At 68.0% G+C, this 16,685-nt stretch carries 13 protein-coding genes and 1 pseudogene; 12 read left to right on the plus strand and 2 right to left on the minus strand.

The window, feature by feature from the left end; genetic code table 11:
* Positions 1 to 434: 434 nt before the first annotated feature.
* Positions 435 to 1,973: pseudogene (locus ACIBK2_RS30585) on the minus strand (DEDD exonuclease domain-containing protein); the annotation flags it as partial.
* A 618-nt stretch (positions 1,974 to 2,591) separates the two neighbouring features.
* On the opposite strand from ACIBK2_RS30585, the gene ACIBK2_RS30590 reads away from it, so the two are divergent.
* The 10 genes from ACIBK2_RS30590 (at position 2,592) to ACIBK2_RS30635 (ending at position 11,984) form a co-directional block, all read left to right on the plus strand.
* Positions 2,592 to 3,164, plus strand: a complete 573-nt coding sequence (locus tag ACIBK2_RS30590; protein WP_357382009.1) for a C40 family peptidase — start codon at positions 2,592 to 2,594, stop codon at positions 3,162 to 3,164.
* A 265-nt stretch (positions 3,165 to 3,429) separates the two neighbouring features.
* Positions 3,430 to 4,458, plus strand: a complete 1,029-nt coding sequence (locus tag ACIBK2_RS30595; protein ID WP_396972121.1) for an NlpC/P60 family protein — start codon at positions 3,430 to 3,432, stop codon at positions 4,456 to 4,458.
* Between the two features lie 68 nt (positions 4,459 to 4,526).
* Entirely contained in the window at positions 4,527 to 5,522 is a 996-nt protein-coding gene (locus ACIBK2_RS30600) for a hypothetical protein (protein ID WP_396972122.1), read from the plus strand.
* Positions 5,523 to 5,568: 46 nt separating this feature from the next.
* Positions 5,569 to 6,696 (plus strand): glycosyltransferase family 4 protein, encoded by a 1,128-nt coding sequence (locus tag ACIBK2_RS30605; protein ID WP_396972124.1) that lies wholly within the window; start codon positions 5,569 to 5,571, stop codon positions 6,694 to 6,696.
* 99 nt (positions 6,697 to 6,795) lie between these two features.
* Entirely contained in the window at positions 6,796 to 7,179 is a 384-nt protein-coding gene (locus tag ACIBK2_RS30610; RefSeq protein ID WP_396972126.1) for a polyketide cyclase / dehydrase and lipid transport, read from the plus strand.
* A 73-nt stretch (positions 7,180 to 7,252) separates the two neighbouring features.
* Positions 7,253 to 7,690 carry an SRPBCC family protein gene (locus ACIBK2_RS30615; protein WP_396972128.1) on the plus strand — a complete coding sequence of 146 codons (438 nt, stop codon included), beginning with the start codon at positions 7,253 to 7,255 and terminating at the stop codon, positions 7,688 to 7,690.
* A gap of 23 nt (positions 7,691 to 7,713) precedes the next feature.
* On the plus strand, positions 7,714 to 8,976 hold the full coding sequence (locus tag ACIBK2_RS30620) for an ArsA family ATPase (RefSeq protein ID WP_396972506.1): 1,263 nt from the start codon (positions 7,714 to 7,716) through the stop codon (positions 8,974 to 8,976).
* Positions 8,966 to 9,766, plus strand: a complete 801-nt coding sequence (locus ACIBK2_RS30625; protein ID WP_396972129.1) for a hypothetical protein — start codon at positions 8,966 to 8,968, stop codon at positions 9,764 to 9,766. The genes ACIBK2_RS30620 and ACIBK2_RS30625 overlap by 11 nt, the downstream gene beginning before the upstream one ends.
* Complete coding sequence (locus ACIBK2_RS30630) at positions 9,763 to 10,770, plus strand: ROK family glucokinase (RefSeq protein WP_396972130.1); 1,008 nt, start codon at positions 9,763 to 9,765, stop codon at positions 10,768 to 10,770. The genes ACIBK2_RS30625 and ACIBK2_RS30630 overlap by 4 nt, the downstream gene beginning before the upstream one ends.
* 488 nt (positions 10,771 to 11,258) lie before the next feature.
* Positions 11,259 to 11,984 carry a lysophospholipid acyltransferase family protein gene (locus ACIBK2_RS30635; protein ID WP_357382024.1) on the plus strand — a complete coding sequence of 242 codons (726 nt, stop codon included), beginning with the start codon at positions 11,259 to 11,261 and terminating at the stop codon, positions 11,982 to 11,984.
* Between the two features lie 407 nt (positions 11,985 to 12,391).
* Here ACIBK2_RS30635 and ACIBK2_RS30640 read toward each other — a convergent pair whose 3' ends face one another.
* Complete coding sequence (locus ACIBK2_RS30640; protein WP_396972133.1) at positions 12,392 to 13,342, minus strand: Lrp/AsnC family transcriptional regulator; 951 nt, start codon at positions 13,340 to 13,342, stop codon at positions 12,392 to 12,394.
* Between the two features lie 448 nt (positions 13,343 to 13,790).
* On the opposite strand from ACIBK2_RS30640, the gene ACIBK2_RS30645 reads away from it, so the two are divergent.
* Positions 13,791 to 15,347: an alkaline phosphatase D family protein gene (locus tag ACIBK2_RS30645; protein WP_396972135.1), complete on the plus strand. Its 1,557-nt coding sequence runs from the start codon at positions 13,791 to 13,793 to the stop codon at positions 15,345 to 15,347.
* Positions 15,348 to 15,398: 51 nt separating this feature from the next.
* Positions 15,399 to 16,676 carry an FAD-binding oxidoreductase gene (locus tag ACIBK2_RS30650; protein ID WP_357382029.1) on the plus strand — a complete coding sequence of 426 codons (1,278 nt, stop codon included), beginning with the start codon at positions 15,399 to 15,401 and terminating at the stop codon, positions 16,674 to 16,676.
* The last annotated feature ends 9 nt before the right edge of the window (positions 16,677 to 16,685 follow it).

Here is a 16,685-nt window from a genome sequence, read left to right on the forward strand (position 1 = left end):
TCACCAACTGCATCGCCGTCAGCCACGCCACCGCTCGCTGCGGCGCCATCCACCGCACGGACACCCGCCGTACGATCGCGTGCCGCATCACCGCCCGCTGGGTTGACGCCCGCCATACCGCCGGCTGCGGCGTCACCAACTGCATCGCCGTCAGCCACGCCACCGCTGGCTGTGTCACCGCCCGTCGCATGGTTGCCCGCCGCAGTGCCACCAGCCGCTTGGTCGCCCGCCGCGTCGCCGCTCACCGCATCACGGTGTGCCGCATTGCGACCTGCCGAATCTTCGATCCGCCCATCGTCATGCGACGCACTGGAGCGGATTACCTCCGCTGTCGCATTGAAACGGGCGGCGCCCTGCGCAGGCGCCGGTGCGGGTGATCGGGGCGGTGTGGCCGGAATGTCCGTGGCGATCTGGACCTGAGCGGATACGCCGCCCTCGGGGATCACGGTTTCGGCGGCGGCGACGATCTGTTCGACGACGGCCATCGGGGGCACTCCCCGTGCGGCGTTTCCCGCGCCTGCCAGACGTCCGTAGCGGATGACGGCGAACTCCCAGCCACCCGTGCCGTCTGGGTGTGCGGCGATCAATTCCGCGATGCGGGCGATGGCGGTGAGGCGTTGGGTGCGGTGTAGGGCGCGGACGACGGCGGCGGCGCGGTCACGGAGGCGGGCTGCTGCCTCGAAATGTTCGGCGCGGGAATGGGTTTCGATGCGATCGAGCATGGTGCGGAGCGGCGTGTCGGAGTAACCGGCGAAGAGTGCGCGGACGAGGGCCGGGGCGGGTGCGTATTCGTCCGTATTAATAGGAGTGCCGGAGGCGGCCGCCGGGCAGCCGCCGACGATCGCGGGCGGGCACTCGTGCAAGCCGTGCCGAGGCAGGCGGGTACTGCAGGTGCGCAGGCCGGTGTATTCGGCGATTATCACCGCCAGCTCGGTTGCGTCGGCGCGAGAGTTGAAGGGTCCCAGCGCATCCCGGTTCGGGGTGCGGACGATGGAGAATCGGGGGAAGGGCTCGTCGGTGAGCGTGATCCACCAGGCCCGCTTGGGGAACTTGGAGCGGCGGTTGTACGGCGGGGTGTGCGCGACGAGCAGGCGCAGCTCGCGGACACCGGCCTCCAGCGCGTGCGCGCAGACCACGTGGTCGACCCGGGTGGCGAGGGCGACCATCTCCTTCATCCGTCCGCGAGTCTCCGAACCGGTGAAGTAGTTGCGTACTCGGCGGCGCAGATTCACCGCCGTGCCGATATAGAGGACCTCGTCGGTCGGCCCGCGGAACAGGTACACGCCGGGGCTCGCGGGCATGTCGGCGGCGAGGACCCGTTTGGCGCGCTGACGCGGGGTGACGTCGGGCAGGTAGTCGACCAGCTCGGTGAGGCTGTGCACGCCCTGATTGCCGACCCGGGCGATCAACGCGTGCAGCACGTCAACGGTCGCTCGTGCGTCGTCCAGCGCCCGGTGCGTCGGCTGGGTGCTCGCGCCCAGCAGCTGGGCCAGCGCGCTCAGCCGGACCGACGGCGCCTCGTCCCGGCCGAGCACGCGGCGGGCCAGCTTCACGGTGCACAGCACGGTCGCCACGGGCCATGCCATGTCGTTCGCCGCCGCAGCGGCCTTCAGGAACGCCATGTCGAACCGCGCGTTGTGCGCGACCAGCACCGCGCCCGACGCGAATTCGAGGAAACCGGGCAGCACCGACGCGATGGTGGGCGCCGCGTAGACCATGGCGGTGGTGATCCCGGTGACCTGCACGATCGCGGGCGGCACCGCCCGTCCCGGGTTGACCAGCGTGGCGAACTCGCCGAGTACCTCACCGCCGCGCACCTTCACCGCGCCTATCTCGGTGATCGCGTCACCACCGGGACTGGTCCCGGTGGTCTCCAGGTCGACGACCACGAAGGTGGTGTCGAAGAGGGGCGTGTCGAGGTCATCGAAGACCAGCTGCTGAGCGGCGGCCTTGCGCGGCGCGGGGTCGGACACGGGCTGGAGCGTAGGGGGTGGGTCCGACAAGGACGGGCGCACGCGGGCAGAGTTGGGCGCACACGAAAACGCCAGGAAATGTCTGAATTACACCGTGCGTATTCAAGTTCAGATACCCATGAAATGATCTAGAAAGCCAAAAAGTGACGCAGGTCACATTGTTACATAAACCGTATCAATCGCTCGGGCGTGTCGAGCGACGCGGGCCCGCCGCTTGACGCTCGCTGTGACCAATCACAGCCACCGGGCCGATCGGTCGGTACCAGACCTGCGGATGTCCTCGAGATGAACGTAGCGACCTGGGGGAATGTCCAAACGGTGCACGCCGACCCGCCCGGGAAGCATGGCATCGCTGACCGAGATAGCGACCAGGAAGCTTGCCGCCGAGAACGCGTCGTTATCTATTCGTGATTGTTGGGATATATCTCACACTGTTTAAGCGTGAATTCACACCCGCGCACGCATTTCGCAGGAGGCGGACTTTACAAACCCCCGTGATGTGTTCGTAACCTTTTCGAGACCTCACGGAGTCCGACGCACCAACTCGGTGCGAACGACACGAAGTCCGCGGCACCAGTCAGGGTGCGGCGTCGTGGGGCAGATTGGGAGTACCGCATCATGACGACCAAATCCGTCAAGCGTTCGGCGCAGCGTGCCGTCGCCGCCGGGGCCGTCGGCGCTGCCACCATCGGCGCGTTCCTGCTTCCGGCCGCCCCCGCATCGGCCCAGCCGGTGAACATCCCCGGCGTGGGAACCTTCGAGGTGCCGAACGAGATCCAGATCCCGCAGGGCATCCCGGGCATCGAACTGCCGGGCCAGGCGCCGCTGCCGTTCGTCGCCCCGAAGCGGACGATCGGCGAGGAAGCCCTCGACGCCGCCATGAGCAAGCTCGGCGCACCGTACGTGTACGGCGCCGCCGGCCCGAACGCGTTCGACTGCTCCGGCCTGGTCAAGTGGTCCTACGAGCAGGCAGGCCTGGAGCTGCCGCGCACCAGCGGTGCCCAGCTGTCCGCGGGCAGCCCGGTCTCGATGGACGACCTGCAGCCGGGCGACCTGGTGTCGTTCTACGGCGGCGGCCACTCCGGCCTGTACGCCGGTGACGGCAATGTCGTGCACGCGTCCACCGCCGGCACGCCCGTGCAGGTGGCCCCGATCTCCTCGATGCCGGTCGCCGGAGCCCGTCGCTTCTGAGAAACCGCTGGTCGGGCCGTACGTCGCGGCCCGACCGCCGGACGGCTCCTGTGATCATTTCGTTCTCTACTGGACACAGACCCAGGCCGTTCCGTAACCTAATCGAGACCTTCTCGAATTACCCGAGGCGCGCACAGCGCAAACCTCGTTTTTCGTAGACAGGGGCTCGTCGGTTCAGATCGTCGGTTCCAGAGAGATCGTTTCACGAGAGAGCGGGGCACGGCAGGCTGTGGCAACACACCGGAGACATGGCACGCGACGTCTGGTGGGAGGGGCACTGGCTGCTGGCGTCCTGGCCACCACCGCCCTCTACGGTGGCAGTCCGGCCGGAGCCGATCCGGTCGCACTCCCGTCCACGGCCAGCGAGGCCGTGCAGCGAATGATCGACCTCTCGCGACAGTCCGAGCAACTCAACCAGCAGGCGCTCGACGCACAGAACGACCTCGACGCCAAGCAGGTGATCCAGCGCGACGCGGACGCCAAGCTGGCCGCGAGCACCGACGTGGTGAACCGCGCCCGCGACGAGGTGCGCAAGTACCAGCCGATCATCGATCGGACCGCGATCGCCGCCTATCAGGGCGCGCGCACCAACCGGCTGTTCGCCGTGCTGGTCAGCGATTCCCCGCAGCAACTGCTCGACCAGATGTCGACGCTGGACGTGCTCGCCGCGCAGACCTCCGCACAGCTGGACCAATACAAGGTGGCGACCGACTCCGCCAACGCCGCGGAAACCGTCGCGCGCCGAGCCGCCGACGAGGCCCGCGCGGCCGCCGACAAGGCCGACACGGTGCGCGCCGACCTGGAACGCAAACGCAGCGACCTCGGCGGCGCCATCGCCCAGGTGGTGCAGGCGTGGGGCTCGCTGTCCACCAAGGACAGGTCCGCCCTCGCCGGTTCGCCCTTCCCGCCCGGCTTCGACCGCGACAGCTTGCTGCAAGGGCTGGTCCCCGGCAGCGGCACCAGCGCACTGGCCGCGGGCCTCACCCGCATCGGTGACCCGTATGTGTGGGGCGCGACCGGCCCGAACCAGTTCGACTGCTCCGGACTCGTCCAGTGGGCGTTCAAACAGGTCGGCAAGAACGTGCCGCGCACCAGCTCCGCGCAGGCGACCTACGGCACGCCGGTCTCCAAGGACGAACTACAGCCCGGCGACGTCGTGTTCTTCTACTCCGACATCTCCCACGTAGGCATCTACGCGGGCAACGGACTCATGTTGCACGCCTCCACGTTCGGTGTCCCGGTCGCCGTCGCCCCCATGGGCTCGACGCCCTACAACTCCGCTCGGCGATACTGACCAACTATGAATGGACATAACCTGTCCAACCCCTACTGGCTATCTGCGCTGAGCGCGAAGGCACAGCGATGAGTGACCTGCGCGGTCTGCGCGCGTGGTGGTCGGCGCGGCGGCGGTTCGAGTTCTGCTTGACCGTTGCGATGGTGATCGCCTTCACCGGTTTCTGCGGTGCCCTGATCATGCTGCCGAATTCCGCGCTGCCGAAACCGCATACGGCACAGGCGACCGCCGACGTCGTCGGGCAGGGCCCGGCCACCGATCCGCGGCTGGCCGAGGTGCGACGCAGTATCGAACCGTTCGGTCCGATCCTCGCTCGCCAGGTGGCGACCGGCGACGGGCAGCAATCGCTGGTCGTCGGTCATCCCGCGCAGCGCACCGAAATCGACGTGCTGGAGCACGAACTCGCCGCCGCGACCGCTGCGGTCACCGACGTGTGGGGCAAGGACTGGGCGCAGGCCACCACGGTCGTTGTCGCCTCCTCCCCCTCCGAATTCGCCGGACTAGTGCACGCGGGCAGCATGTCCGCCGAGGTCGCCGCCGCCTCGGTGGCCGACCCGTTCGCACCGGGCACCCAGCCGACCGGCCAGCGCATCGTGTTCAGCCCCGACGCGGGCCGCCGCCTCGACCCCGCGGGCCTGCGCACCATGCTGCGCCACGAACTCACCCATATCGCCACCCGCGCCGAGACCCGCGACGGCGCACCCCTGTGGATGCTCGAGGGTTTCGCCGACTACATCGCTCACCGCGGCCAAGGCCAACGCTTCGCCGACATCGCCCCCACCCTCACCGCGCAGGCCCGCCGCCACGACCTCCCCGGCGACTTGCCTGCCGACCCGGACTTCACCGGCCGCAATGCCGCAGGCACCTATGAACAAGCCTGGTCCGTCTGCGCCTATATCGCCGACAAATACGACCAACCCCGACTGGTCGAGCTCTACCGCCAGATCGCCGCGGCCCGTCAATCCCCGGACACCGAAGACCAGATCCTGCAGAACGTGCTCGGCACAACTCGCGCCGATTTCGTCGCCGACTGGCGCAACTGGCTGTCGACGCAAGCGGTCTGAGCCGCCGCGCGAAGCCCCCGCGGATCCAACACAGTAGGTTGTCACCATGGCCCGAACTCTGCTGGTGACCAATGATTTCCCGCCGCGGCCGGGTGGTATTCAGTCCTATCTGCATGCCTTGGCCGGTCAGCTCCCGCCGGACGATCTCGTCGTGTACGCGCCACGCTGGCGCGGCGACAGCCACCTGAAATTCGATGCCAAACAGAAGTTTCAGGTGGTCCGCCACCCCACCACACTGATGCTGCCGACCCCGCTGGTGATGCGCCGGGCCGCGCGGCTGCTGCGCGGCGAGAAATGCGACACCGTGTGGTTCGGCGCGGCCGCACCGCTCGCGCTGATGTCGCCGGTGCTGCGGCGTGCGGGGGCCGAGCGCATCCTGGCCAGCACGCACGGGCACGAGGTCGGCTGGTCCATGCTGCCCGGTGCCAGGCAGGCGCTGCGCCAGATCGGTGAGCACACCGACGTGGTCACCTATGTCAGCAAGTACACGCGCGGCCGTTTCGCGTCGGCGTTCGGGCGCAATGCCGCGCTGGAGTACCTGCCGCCGGGCGTGGACACCGACGCGTTCCGCCCGGACCCGGCCGCGCGCGCGGAACTGCGCGACCGCTACGGCCTCGGCGACCGCCCGACCATCCTCTGCCTGTCCCGCCTGGTCCCGCGCAAGGGTCAGGATGCGCTGATCGTCGCCATGCGCGAGATCCGCGACCGCGTGCCCGGCGCGGTCCTGGTGATCGCGGGCGGCGGACCGTACGAGGAAAAGCTGCGCCAACTCGCCATCGCGGCGGGCGTCTCCGACGACGTCATCTTCACCGGCCGGGTTCCTTCCGGCGAATTGGCCGCCCACCACACTCTCGCCGATGTCTTCGCCATGCCGTGCCGCACCCGCGGCGCGGGCCTCGACGTGGAAGGACTCGGCATCGTCTACCTCGAAGCCTCCGCCTCGGGCGTGCCGGTCGTCGCGGGCCGTTCCGGCGGTGCTCCGGAAACGGTCATCGAGGGCGAAACCGGGCGCGTAGTGGACGGCCGCAACGTTCAGCAGATCACTGATGCCCTGGTAGACATCCTTTCCGATCCCGACGCGGCCGCCAGGATGGGAGCTGCGGGCCGTGCCTTCGTCGAGGAGCGCTGGCGCTGGGATACCCACGGTGCCCGGCTCCGCCAACTGCTGCGGTGACACGGCGGCCGTCTCGGGCCGTACACAGTGAGCGGCACCGCAGCACGGTGCGCAAGAGCGAAGCGCCGTCGGGCCAGGCCATCCATTAGGCTCAGCGCTGTGAGCACTATCCAGGTCGCCGACCAAACCTTCGTCGCCGCGCCAGGGATCGCCGTCGCCGATGTCCTATCGGCACCGAACAACTGGCGCCGCTGGTGGCCGGACCTGACCCTCGTCGTCCGGGAAGACCGGGGCGACAAGGGAATCCGCTGGACCGTCACCGGTGCGCTGGACGGAACCATGGAAGTCTGGTTACAGCCCGCGCTGGACGGCGTGATCGTGCACTACTTCCTGCACGCCGAACCGCAACCCGCGCTGCCGCAGAACCGGATGGCCGCCGCCAACCGGGCCCGCCGCGTCGCGGGCCGCAACATGGCGTTCGAATTGAAATCCCGGCTGGAGGCAGGCCGTCCGGCCGGTGTCGCACCCGCGCACGCCTCCTGACGCGCACCCAGTATTCGCCGGCTCCGCCGGTTGCCATCCCCAAGACCGATGCTGAAAGGAACCGCTGTCCGCCATGGCCGACAGGACCCAGAGGTCGATCATCATCGAGGCCACGTCGCAGCAGGTGATGTCCGTCATCGCCGATCTGGAGTCCTACCCGGAGTGGGTCTCGGCGGCGAAATCGGTCGAAGTACAGGAAAAAGGACCGGACGGCCGGGCGCGCACCGCGCGGTTCGTGCTGGACGCGGGCGTGGTGAAGGACAGCTATGTCCTCTCCTATACCTGGCGACCGGACAACAAGGCGGTCAGCTGGACGCTGGTCAGCGGTGAGCTGCAGAAGGCGCAGAACGGCACCTACGAACTCATCGATCAACCCGACGGCAACACCGAGGTCGTCTACACGCTCACCGTCGACCTGAACATCCCGATGATCGGCATGTTCAAACGCAAGGCCGAGAAGGTGATCACCGATACCGCGCTGAAAGAACTGAAGAAACGGGTCGAAGGCTGACGACGCACACGACCCGGGTCGAACTGTTCATCGGCAAAGGCGGGGTAGGCAAGACGACGCTGGCGTGCGCCACCGCCATGTCCTATGCCAGAGCGGGTAGCCGTGTGCTGGTGGCCTCGCTCGACCAGGCGCATTCGCTCGGCGACGCGCTCGGCTTCCGTTTTCCGCACGATCCCGGCACCGTCACCGGCATCGCGAACGTGCTGCCCGGCCTCGACGTGATCGAGGTGGATTCCCTTGCGCTGCTGGAGGATCGGTTCCGCGACGTGGTCCGGGTGCTGTCGCCGGGCTCCGGTCACGAGCACGGCATCGACCTCGCCGCGCTGGACCCGGCCGAGCTGACCGGCCTGCCCGGCGTGCAGGAATTGCTGATGCTCGTCGAGATCACCCAGTTCGCCAACGAGGACGACTGGGACGTAATCGTCGTCGACTGCCCGCCGTCGGCCGACATGCTGCGCATCATCACCGCGCCGGACACCCTGCTCGGCTATCTCGAGCGGATCTGGCCGCCGCACGCCAGGGCGATGAGCACCGTCGGCACCGACCTGCGGCAGGCGATCCTCGCCGCGACCGTCGAACGGATCGTCAAGGCGGTCACCGAGGTCCGCGATCTGCTCGCCGACCATCAGCGCACCGGCGCGCGGCTGATCACCGTCGCCGAACGGGTCACCCTCGCCGAATCCGAGCGGGTCCGTTCCGCCGCCACGCTGCTCGGGCTGCGGCTGGACGCGGTGGTGGTCAACAAGGTGCTGCCGCCCACCTCCCCGCTCGACACCGAGCATCCCGCGGTGCACTGGTATCTGAACCGGCGCGGCGAACAGCTCGCCGCCATCGCCGAATTAGCGCGCTCGATGCCGGGTATTCCCCTGCTGATCGCCCAGCACACCGGACCGGAGCCGATCGGACTCACCTCGCTCGCGGCCCTGTCGTACGCGGTGGACTCGGACAGGAACACCGACGGCACAGGACCTATGCTGAGCGACAGTCCGGCGGAGGTTGACGCGAGTTCCGGCGAACCGGTGGTTCGATGTGAATCAGGCACCGGTCTGCGCGCGATATACACACTGCGGATGCCCCTGCCCGTTGTCGATGCGGCAACGCTGCGACTTGGCCGAGTGGAGGACGATTTGATCGTGGGAGCGGACGGTGTCCGGCGGCGAGTTCGTCTTGCCCCGGTGTTGCGGCGGTGCACGGTCGACGGTGCGGAACTCGACGGCGGACATCTCGTGGTGCGATTCCGCCCGGATCCGCAGTTATGGCCCGAAGGTAGCGGCGATGAGCGGTGATGGGACTTCCGGGTTCTTCCGACGGGCTGCCGAAGGGCGCGAGGTGAGCGGGTTCTTCGGGCGCGGCGGTAAGGGGCAGCCTGGCGAGGGCCAAGGCGTGCCGGGCGATGGTTTCGGGCAGGATGCCGAGGGCCAGGACGCGGCAAGCCGTGGCGCGCAGAGTGATCGGGTCGGCGGTCCTGCTGGTTGGAGCGCCGAAGACTTCGGTGATCGAGCGGCGGGTGGCTGGGGCCGAAGCGCGGACCGACCCGACGACTCGACTGCCGACGCCGCGAGCCGGAGTACCGGGGCGGCGGACACGAGCGGTGATCGAGCCGAGCACGGCACTGCTGGTGGGCGGCCGAAAGATGCTGCAGGCGAGGGTGATCCGGCCGATGGCATGGCCGAGTTCGTCGCGGAGTTGAAGCTGCTCGCCGAATCGGTGCTGGAGCGGGTGGAGCCGGTGTTGCGCCAGGCCGCCGACGGGCAGGTCGAATGGTCGAGTTGCAGCTGGTGTCCTGTTTGCGCGGCTGCCGCGCTGATGCGTGGACAACACCACGAGGTGCTGCAGACCGTGGCCGATCACGGCACCGCCATCGTGACGGTGCTGCGCGAGGCCTTGGCCGGAGTTCCGGTCGATCCGGTCATGCCGGAATCCGATCCGACCGGCGGACCACAGCACAATCATGCTGTGCCACAGGACTATTCACCCGACACCTCGACCCACGCGGAACCCGGTGCCGGACAACACGCATCGCGGGCGACCAAGCGGTCCCGCTATGTCAGCATCCCCGTGACGATCAAGGCATGACGCACCGCATAGCAGGTGCGCGACCGCTGACCGTCGGAATCGACGTCGGCGGCACCAACATTCGCGCCTCCGTGATCGATACCAGCGGCGAGGTCCTCGACACCGTCCAGGCGCCGACCCCGCATTCGGCCAAGGCGCTCGAGGACGCCCTCGCCCGCTCCGTTCGCGAACTGTGCCAACGGCATCCGATCGGCGCGGTGGGCTTGGCCGTCGCCGGTTTCATCAACGGCGACCGCTCCACCGTCCGCTTCGCTCCGCATCTGCCCTGGCAGGACACCCCCGTCGCGCAGCGGCTCACCGAACGGCTCGAGCTGCCCGTCATCCTCGAGCACGACGCGAATGCCGCTATGTGGGCCGAGTATCGGTTCGGCGCGGCCGCGGGTGGCCACAATGTGGTGCTCGTCGCGATCGGCACCGGCATCGGCGCCGCGCTGCTCATCGATGGGCAGCTGTATCGCGGAACCCACGGCGTCGCACCGGAACTCGGTCACCTGCAGGTCGTCCCGCAAGGCCGCGCCTGCCCGTGCGGCAAACGCGGCTGCTGGGAAAGATATTGCAGCGGAACGGCACTCGCCGACACCGCGATCGAGATGCTGGCCACCGACCCGGTCCGCTCGGTCCTCGCCAAGGACGTCTACCGCGACCCCGGCTCACTCACCGGCCGCCGCGTCGCCAACGCCGCCCAAGACGGCGATCCGCTCGCCGTCCGGGTGATGGAGGATTTCGCCCGCTGGCTCGGCCTCGGCCTGGCGTTCGTCAGCGACATCTTCGACCCCGACCTCGTCGTCATAGCCGGCGGCGTCAGCAGCTCCGCTCCCCTGTTCCTGGACGAAGCCCGCGAGGAGTACGCCCGCTCGGTAACCGGCGCGGGCCACCGCCCCCTCGCCCGCATCCGCACCACCCAACTCGGCGAGGCCGCAGGCATGATCGGCGCCGCCGACCTGGCCCGCGCCGCGCTGATCGAAACCGAACGCAAGTCCTCCCGAGTAGCCCGCAGCCACTGACCCCCGTCAACGAGCCCCGAGCGGCTCAGCGTCTGCTGTTGATCATGAAGCAGCCGTGCCCAACTCGGCCGCAGCGGAGACGTTCGGGGGTGTGCGTCTCCCGAGAAGGCGTGCGGCAGTGCCCGGTCCGGACTCGGGGATGGGCGGATTCTGACAAGGCGGGTAGCTGCGCGGCGGCGTCCGGAGGCGGGCTGATCCCGAGTAGAAGTGGGATTGCTCGGCGAAGCCCGGCCCACATCGTCCGGGTGGATGACGTTTCATCACCTGCGGCAGTGGTATTCGAGGGAGGAACGCTTGCTTCGGTCGCCGATGACCCAATTCCGGTCGCCGAGGAATCTGCTTCCGGTCGCCGATTACGGCATGTCACCTTGCTCATGGCAGAGTGTGGTGAGATTCGCCGCTGCGGTTGGATGTGATCTAGCTCCAGCGGTAAAGTCGGCAACTGACGCAGGTGCCCGCCTCTATCCCGGTCCCGGGGGAAGGACGTCATGTTCTACTGGCTGCTGAAGTACGTGCTGCTGGGACCGTTCATGCATCTCTACAACCGGCCCACGGTCGAGGGTGTGGAGAACATTCCGGCGGACGGTCCGGCGATCATGGCGGGTAATCATCTCTCCTTCGCGGACTGGCTGTTCGCGCCGCTGCTGAGCCCGCGACGCATCAACTATCTGGCCAAGGCCGAATACTTCAACACCCCGGGCATCAAGGGCGCCTTCCAGAAGTGGTTCTTCACCACCTCCGGCCAGTTCCCGATCGATCGCACCGGCGCCGACGCGGCCGAGGACGCCCTCAACGCCGCGCGCAAGCTGCTCGACCAGGGCCGCCTCGTCGGCCTCTACCCCGAGGGCACCCGCTCGCCCGACGGCCGCCTGTACAAGGGCAAGACCGGCCTCGCCCGCCTCGCGCTGGAAACCGGCGTCCCCGTCATCCCGGTCGCCGTCATCGGCACCGACGACGTGAGCCCGCCCGGACCGTTCCGCTGGCGCCGCCGCAAGGTCACCGTCAAGTTCGGCACCCCCATCGACTTCTCCCGCTACGAAGGGATGGGCGGCAACCGTTTCGTCGAACGCGCCGTCACCGACGAGGTCATGTACGAACTCATGCAACTCGGCGGCCAAGAATACGTAGACGTCTACGCCGCCAGCCTGAAGAAGAACATCCCCAACGGCAGCGCCCGCGAAGCAACCCGCATCCCGCACACCGCCGCCAGCTGAGCCGTTCAGCCCGTCGAAACGCCGCTAGCCAGCCGAACAGCTGACTGGCGGCGTTCTTCGTATCCGGAGGATGTCTCCTCCAACGCTCGCCGAGCGCCATCGCGCGCACTGCCATAGCGCACTCGGCATCTCGGCCAAGCGGTGACCGGGCTTGCTACCCACCGGCGGTATCTCACCTGTGGGCGCGCCGAGCGGGGCAATGCCGAGCGTCGTCGGTGAGTTGGCGCGGTCTTGCGCCGTCCGTGGTTACGGCGTGGTGAGGATGGCGGTGGTGAGGTGAGTGACGTACGGGGAGACAGGCTACCCCACAACACATCCCAGCCCAGTGGTCGGCGAATATCGCGTACGGGACCGCCGGGTCCGACTCCACAATTCGAGCAGCTGTTGCCCCACAACAACTTCCACCGTCAGAGCAGCAGCGCTCCCGCACGCTTGATGGTCCTGATGATGGGGGCGGTTTCCATCGAGTTGATGCCTTGCAGCGGCGCGATTCGTTCGGTCAGGAACAAGCTCAGGTCGGTGGTGTCGCGGCAGTTGACCGCCACCAGCAGATTGGTCGACCCGGTGGTCAGCGCGGCGAAAGCGACCTCTGACCTGCGCGCCAGGGCTTCGGCGACATCTACTACGTGGGCGGGCTGAGCGTTGATCCACAGCCGAGCCTCGGTGCGGAACCCGATCGCGGCAGGCGGCATATCGAGGTGGAACTGCAGCACACCCATGTGACGCAGCGACGCCAAGCGACGCCGAACCGTCGACTCCGACCATCCCGTCACCGTCGACAGCTCGGCGTAGGACGCGCGACCGTCCCGATTCAACGCATGCAACAATGCCCGATCCCCGTCGTCCAATTCGACTGGGGCGTTGGACGATTCGACCGGCGCCGGTTCGAGGATCGCCGCCTGCTCCGACGACAGCGCTGCCACACCACCCCATCCCGACGGCAACGCGAACCCACGCAACACGAGATGCGCCGAAACCGACACCACCCGACTGGTACGCGGCAATTTATCCAGCAGCAACGCATCCTGCTCCTGGCTGCTCGCCGCCTGCACATTGCACGACACCTCGGTACCACCGGACAGCAGATGCACAAACGCGGTATCCGGACGATCCGCCAACGCCTTGGCCACCGACATCGCGGCATCAGGCGTGCACCGCACCCGCACCGTCCAGGACACATACCCGAGCCGCCCACCATTGACCATGCCGACCACCCGCACCGTGCCCTCCCCACGCAGCTTGCGATAGCGCCGAGCAACGGTGTTCTCCGAAACCCCGAGCACCGAGGCGATGTCTCGAAACGCGACCCGCCCGTCGATGTGCAACGCATGAATCAGCCCACGATCGACAGCATCCATTGGCTGAGAATAAATCGGTGCCGGTATCCGGCATTCACTCAGTCCAGGATGGCGGCTGCGACCGGCATCAGACAGTCCACCCCGGCCCAATTGCCCGCGGTTCTAGACCTTTCGCGGGGAGTTCAGATGGATAGTTCCTCCTAGCGACGCTGTCGAATTCGACCGGACCTCGGTGGCACCCAGTCGGAATTCGCAGCACCGTCGGTCGGCGTCGCAACGACGCGCGGCCGCTCACACTGGACCGGGCCGGCACTATGTCCAGGATCGGGCCCGCAAGTCCCATCGAGCGGTACATGGGCGCGGCGGACGTCGAGCAGCCCGCTCCATGATGTGCCACTCGCGTTCGACCCGATGACGTGAGCCACGCGACTCGACGCCGACCACCCCGTTACCCAACCGGACCGGACCCGTTCACATTGCGTTGAGATAGCTGGTCCAGGGTGATCCCATGACTGGTTCGACCTTCTCCCGCCGCACCCTGCTGCGTACCTCCGCACTCGGCCTGGTGGCTGCCCCCGCGCTGGCCGCGTGCTCGTCGGACGGACCGGCCCTGGTCAAACAGCGGCCGGTGCTGACACACGGTGTCGCGGTGGGTGACCCGCGCAGCGACGGTGCGCTGATCTGGGCCCGGGCCGATCGGCCCGCGACGCTGATCGTGGAGACGGCGTCCACCGAATCGTTCACGAACGTCAGGCGATTCACCGGACCGTTGCTCACCCCGGATTCCGACGGCACCGGACGGGTGCGCGTCAACGGCCTGCCCGCGGGCGAGCAGGTGCACTATCGGGTCACGCTGGAGGGCGACGACGGCGGTCTCTCCGAACCGATCACCGGCGTGTTCCGCACCGTGCCCATGGGCGCGTCCGATATCAGGCTGCAGTGGTCCGGCGACGTCGTCGGCCAGGGTTACGGCATCAACCCCGACCTCGGCGGCATGAAGATCTTCTCCACCATGGCCGCCCGCGACCCGCACCTGTTCCTGCACTCGGGCGATTCGATCTACGCGGACAACCCGGTCAAGGAATCGGTGACACTCCCGGACGGGCGAATCTGGCGCAACACCGTGTCCGAGGCGAAAAGCGCTCCCGCGCAGACCCTCCAGCAGTACCGCGGCGCCTACGCCTACAACCTGACCGATCAGAACTACCTCCGCTTCAACACCTCGGTCGCGCAGGTGGTGCAGTGGGACGACCACGAGACGGTCAACAACTGGTACCCCGGCGGCCTCGTCCCGGAGTCCAAGGGCTACGCCGAGCGCAGCATGGATGTGCTCGCCACCCGCGCCTGGCAGGCGTTCCACGAGTGGATGCCGGTGGAGCCCAAGGAGGCGGTGGACGGTCGCCTCTACCGCAAGATCTCCTACGGCCCGCTGCTCGATATCTTCGTGCTGGACATGCGGACCTACAAGGACACCAACGACGCCGACAACGGCCCCGAGGGCCGCATTTTCGGTCCGGCACAGACGAAGTGGTTGATCGAGGGCCTGCGCGACTCCAAGGCCACGTGGAAGATCGTCGCCAACGACTTGCCGCTCGGTTTGGTTGTCAAGGACGGTGAACAGCCGAATACCACCGCGTTCGAGGGTCCGGCCAACGGCGACCCCGGCGCGCCGTCCGGCCGGGAAACCGAAATCGCCCAGGTGCTCTCGTCGATCAAGGCGAACAAGGTGACCGATGTGGTCTGGCTGACCGCCGACGTGCACTACACCGCGGCACACCATTACGCCCCCGAGCGCGCGGCGTTCACCGACTTCAACGAGTTCTGGGAGTTCGTCTCCGGACCGCTCAACGCCGGTGCGTTCGGACCGAATCCGCTGGACGGAACGTTCGGACCCGAAGCAGTGTTCGTGCACGCGCCCACTGTGCAGAACGCTTCGCCGCTCGACGCCTTCCAGCATTTCGGCGAGGTACAGATCGACGGCAAGTCAAGGGAACTGACAGTCAATCTGTGCGATGCGAGCGGATCCGTGCTGTTCAGCCAGCGACTCGAACCAACCGTCCGGTAGCACACGAGATCGGGGAGGCGTCGCGGGCCGCGCTGTAGTAGCTTTCGTGCCATGAGCACGCCGCAGTTTGTCTCCGCCGAGGAATACCTACCCCGCGATACGGCGGATGTCGTTCGCACGGTTCGGGATTCACGCGGCCGCGCGGAACCGCTCACCGTGCGCGGCGGCGAGCAACTGGACGATGGACTAACACTGCCCGCACAGCCCACGGTGGTGTCGCTGCGCCGGATGAATCAGGTGCTCGACATCAACCTGGGGCGGCGGACGGTGCGCGTGCAGGCGGGCGCCAAGCTGTCCGACATCGACCGGCGGCTCGGCGCGCACGGGCTCGGGCTGCCGATCGTCGGTGACCATCGCGACATCACCGCGGGCGGATTCGCGTCCGTGGGCGGGGTGAGCGCGGCGTCGCACAAGTACGGCATGTTCATCGACCAGGTCGTCGATCTGGAGTACGTGGACAACGACGGACGCATCGGCACCTGCGGGCGCACCCACCACGCCGAGCGGTTCCACCGCATCCTCGGCGCGGGCGGGCGCGCGGGCATCATCACCGCGCTGACCCTCGACGTGATCGACATCGACAAGGACCGCACCTGGCTCACCACCAACGCCGACCGGTTCCTCGACTTCGACTCGTTCGTCGAGCACGCCTACGCCGAGATCATGCGGCCCGGCAACGCGGCGCTGCAGGTGGGTCGCTGGGTCGACACCGCACCGTTGAAGGTCGCGCGGCCGGGCGGCGTCGGGCATGTGCAGTTGGGCACCGTGCGGTTCGGGCAGTGGTCGACGCTGCACCCCACCGCGCCGACCCGTTCGGTGCGGGCGCGACGCGAGGTGGGCTCGCGTGCGCGGAAGTCGCTGGGCGTCATCGCCTCCGCCGCCAGCGGCCCCGCGGGCATGCCGCTGCGTAATGCCGCCGCAGGCGCGGTGCTGTTCGCGCCGAAGGTGCAAACCCTGCGCGACGCCGAATACCTCGCCGACACCGCCCTCAGCTCGTCCGAGCGCGGACCCGCCTACCGGGTCGGCATTTTCGCGCCGCTGTCGAGCTACACGTCGGTGTTCTACCGCCTGCACGACCTGTTCGCCGGCCACCGCGAGCGCACCGGCTGCTTCACCGTCATCTCCGCGATGACCTACGGCGTCCGCTCCCGCTACCTGCGCTCCGAGTCCGCCGCCCGCGGCCTCTCCCCCGAAGACCACGGCCTGATCACCTTCACCAGCCGCCTCCGCCCCGCCGCCCTCCCCTCAGAACTGTTGCGCGACATAGTCTCCGGGATCGACGAGATCTGCCGCTCGGAGAACGCACTGCGCTACGAGTCGGAGGAGTAACCCCCTCCG

The organism is Nocardia sp. NPDC050175 (genome assembly GCF_044459885.1).
In the GTDB taxonomy this organism is placed as follows: domain Bacteria; phylum Actinomycetota; class Actinomycetes; order Mycobacteriales; family Mycobacteriaceae; genus Nocardia.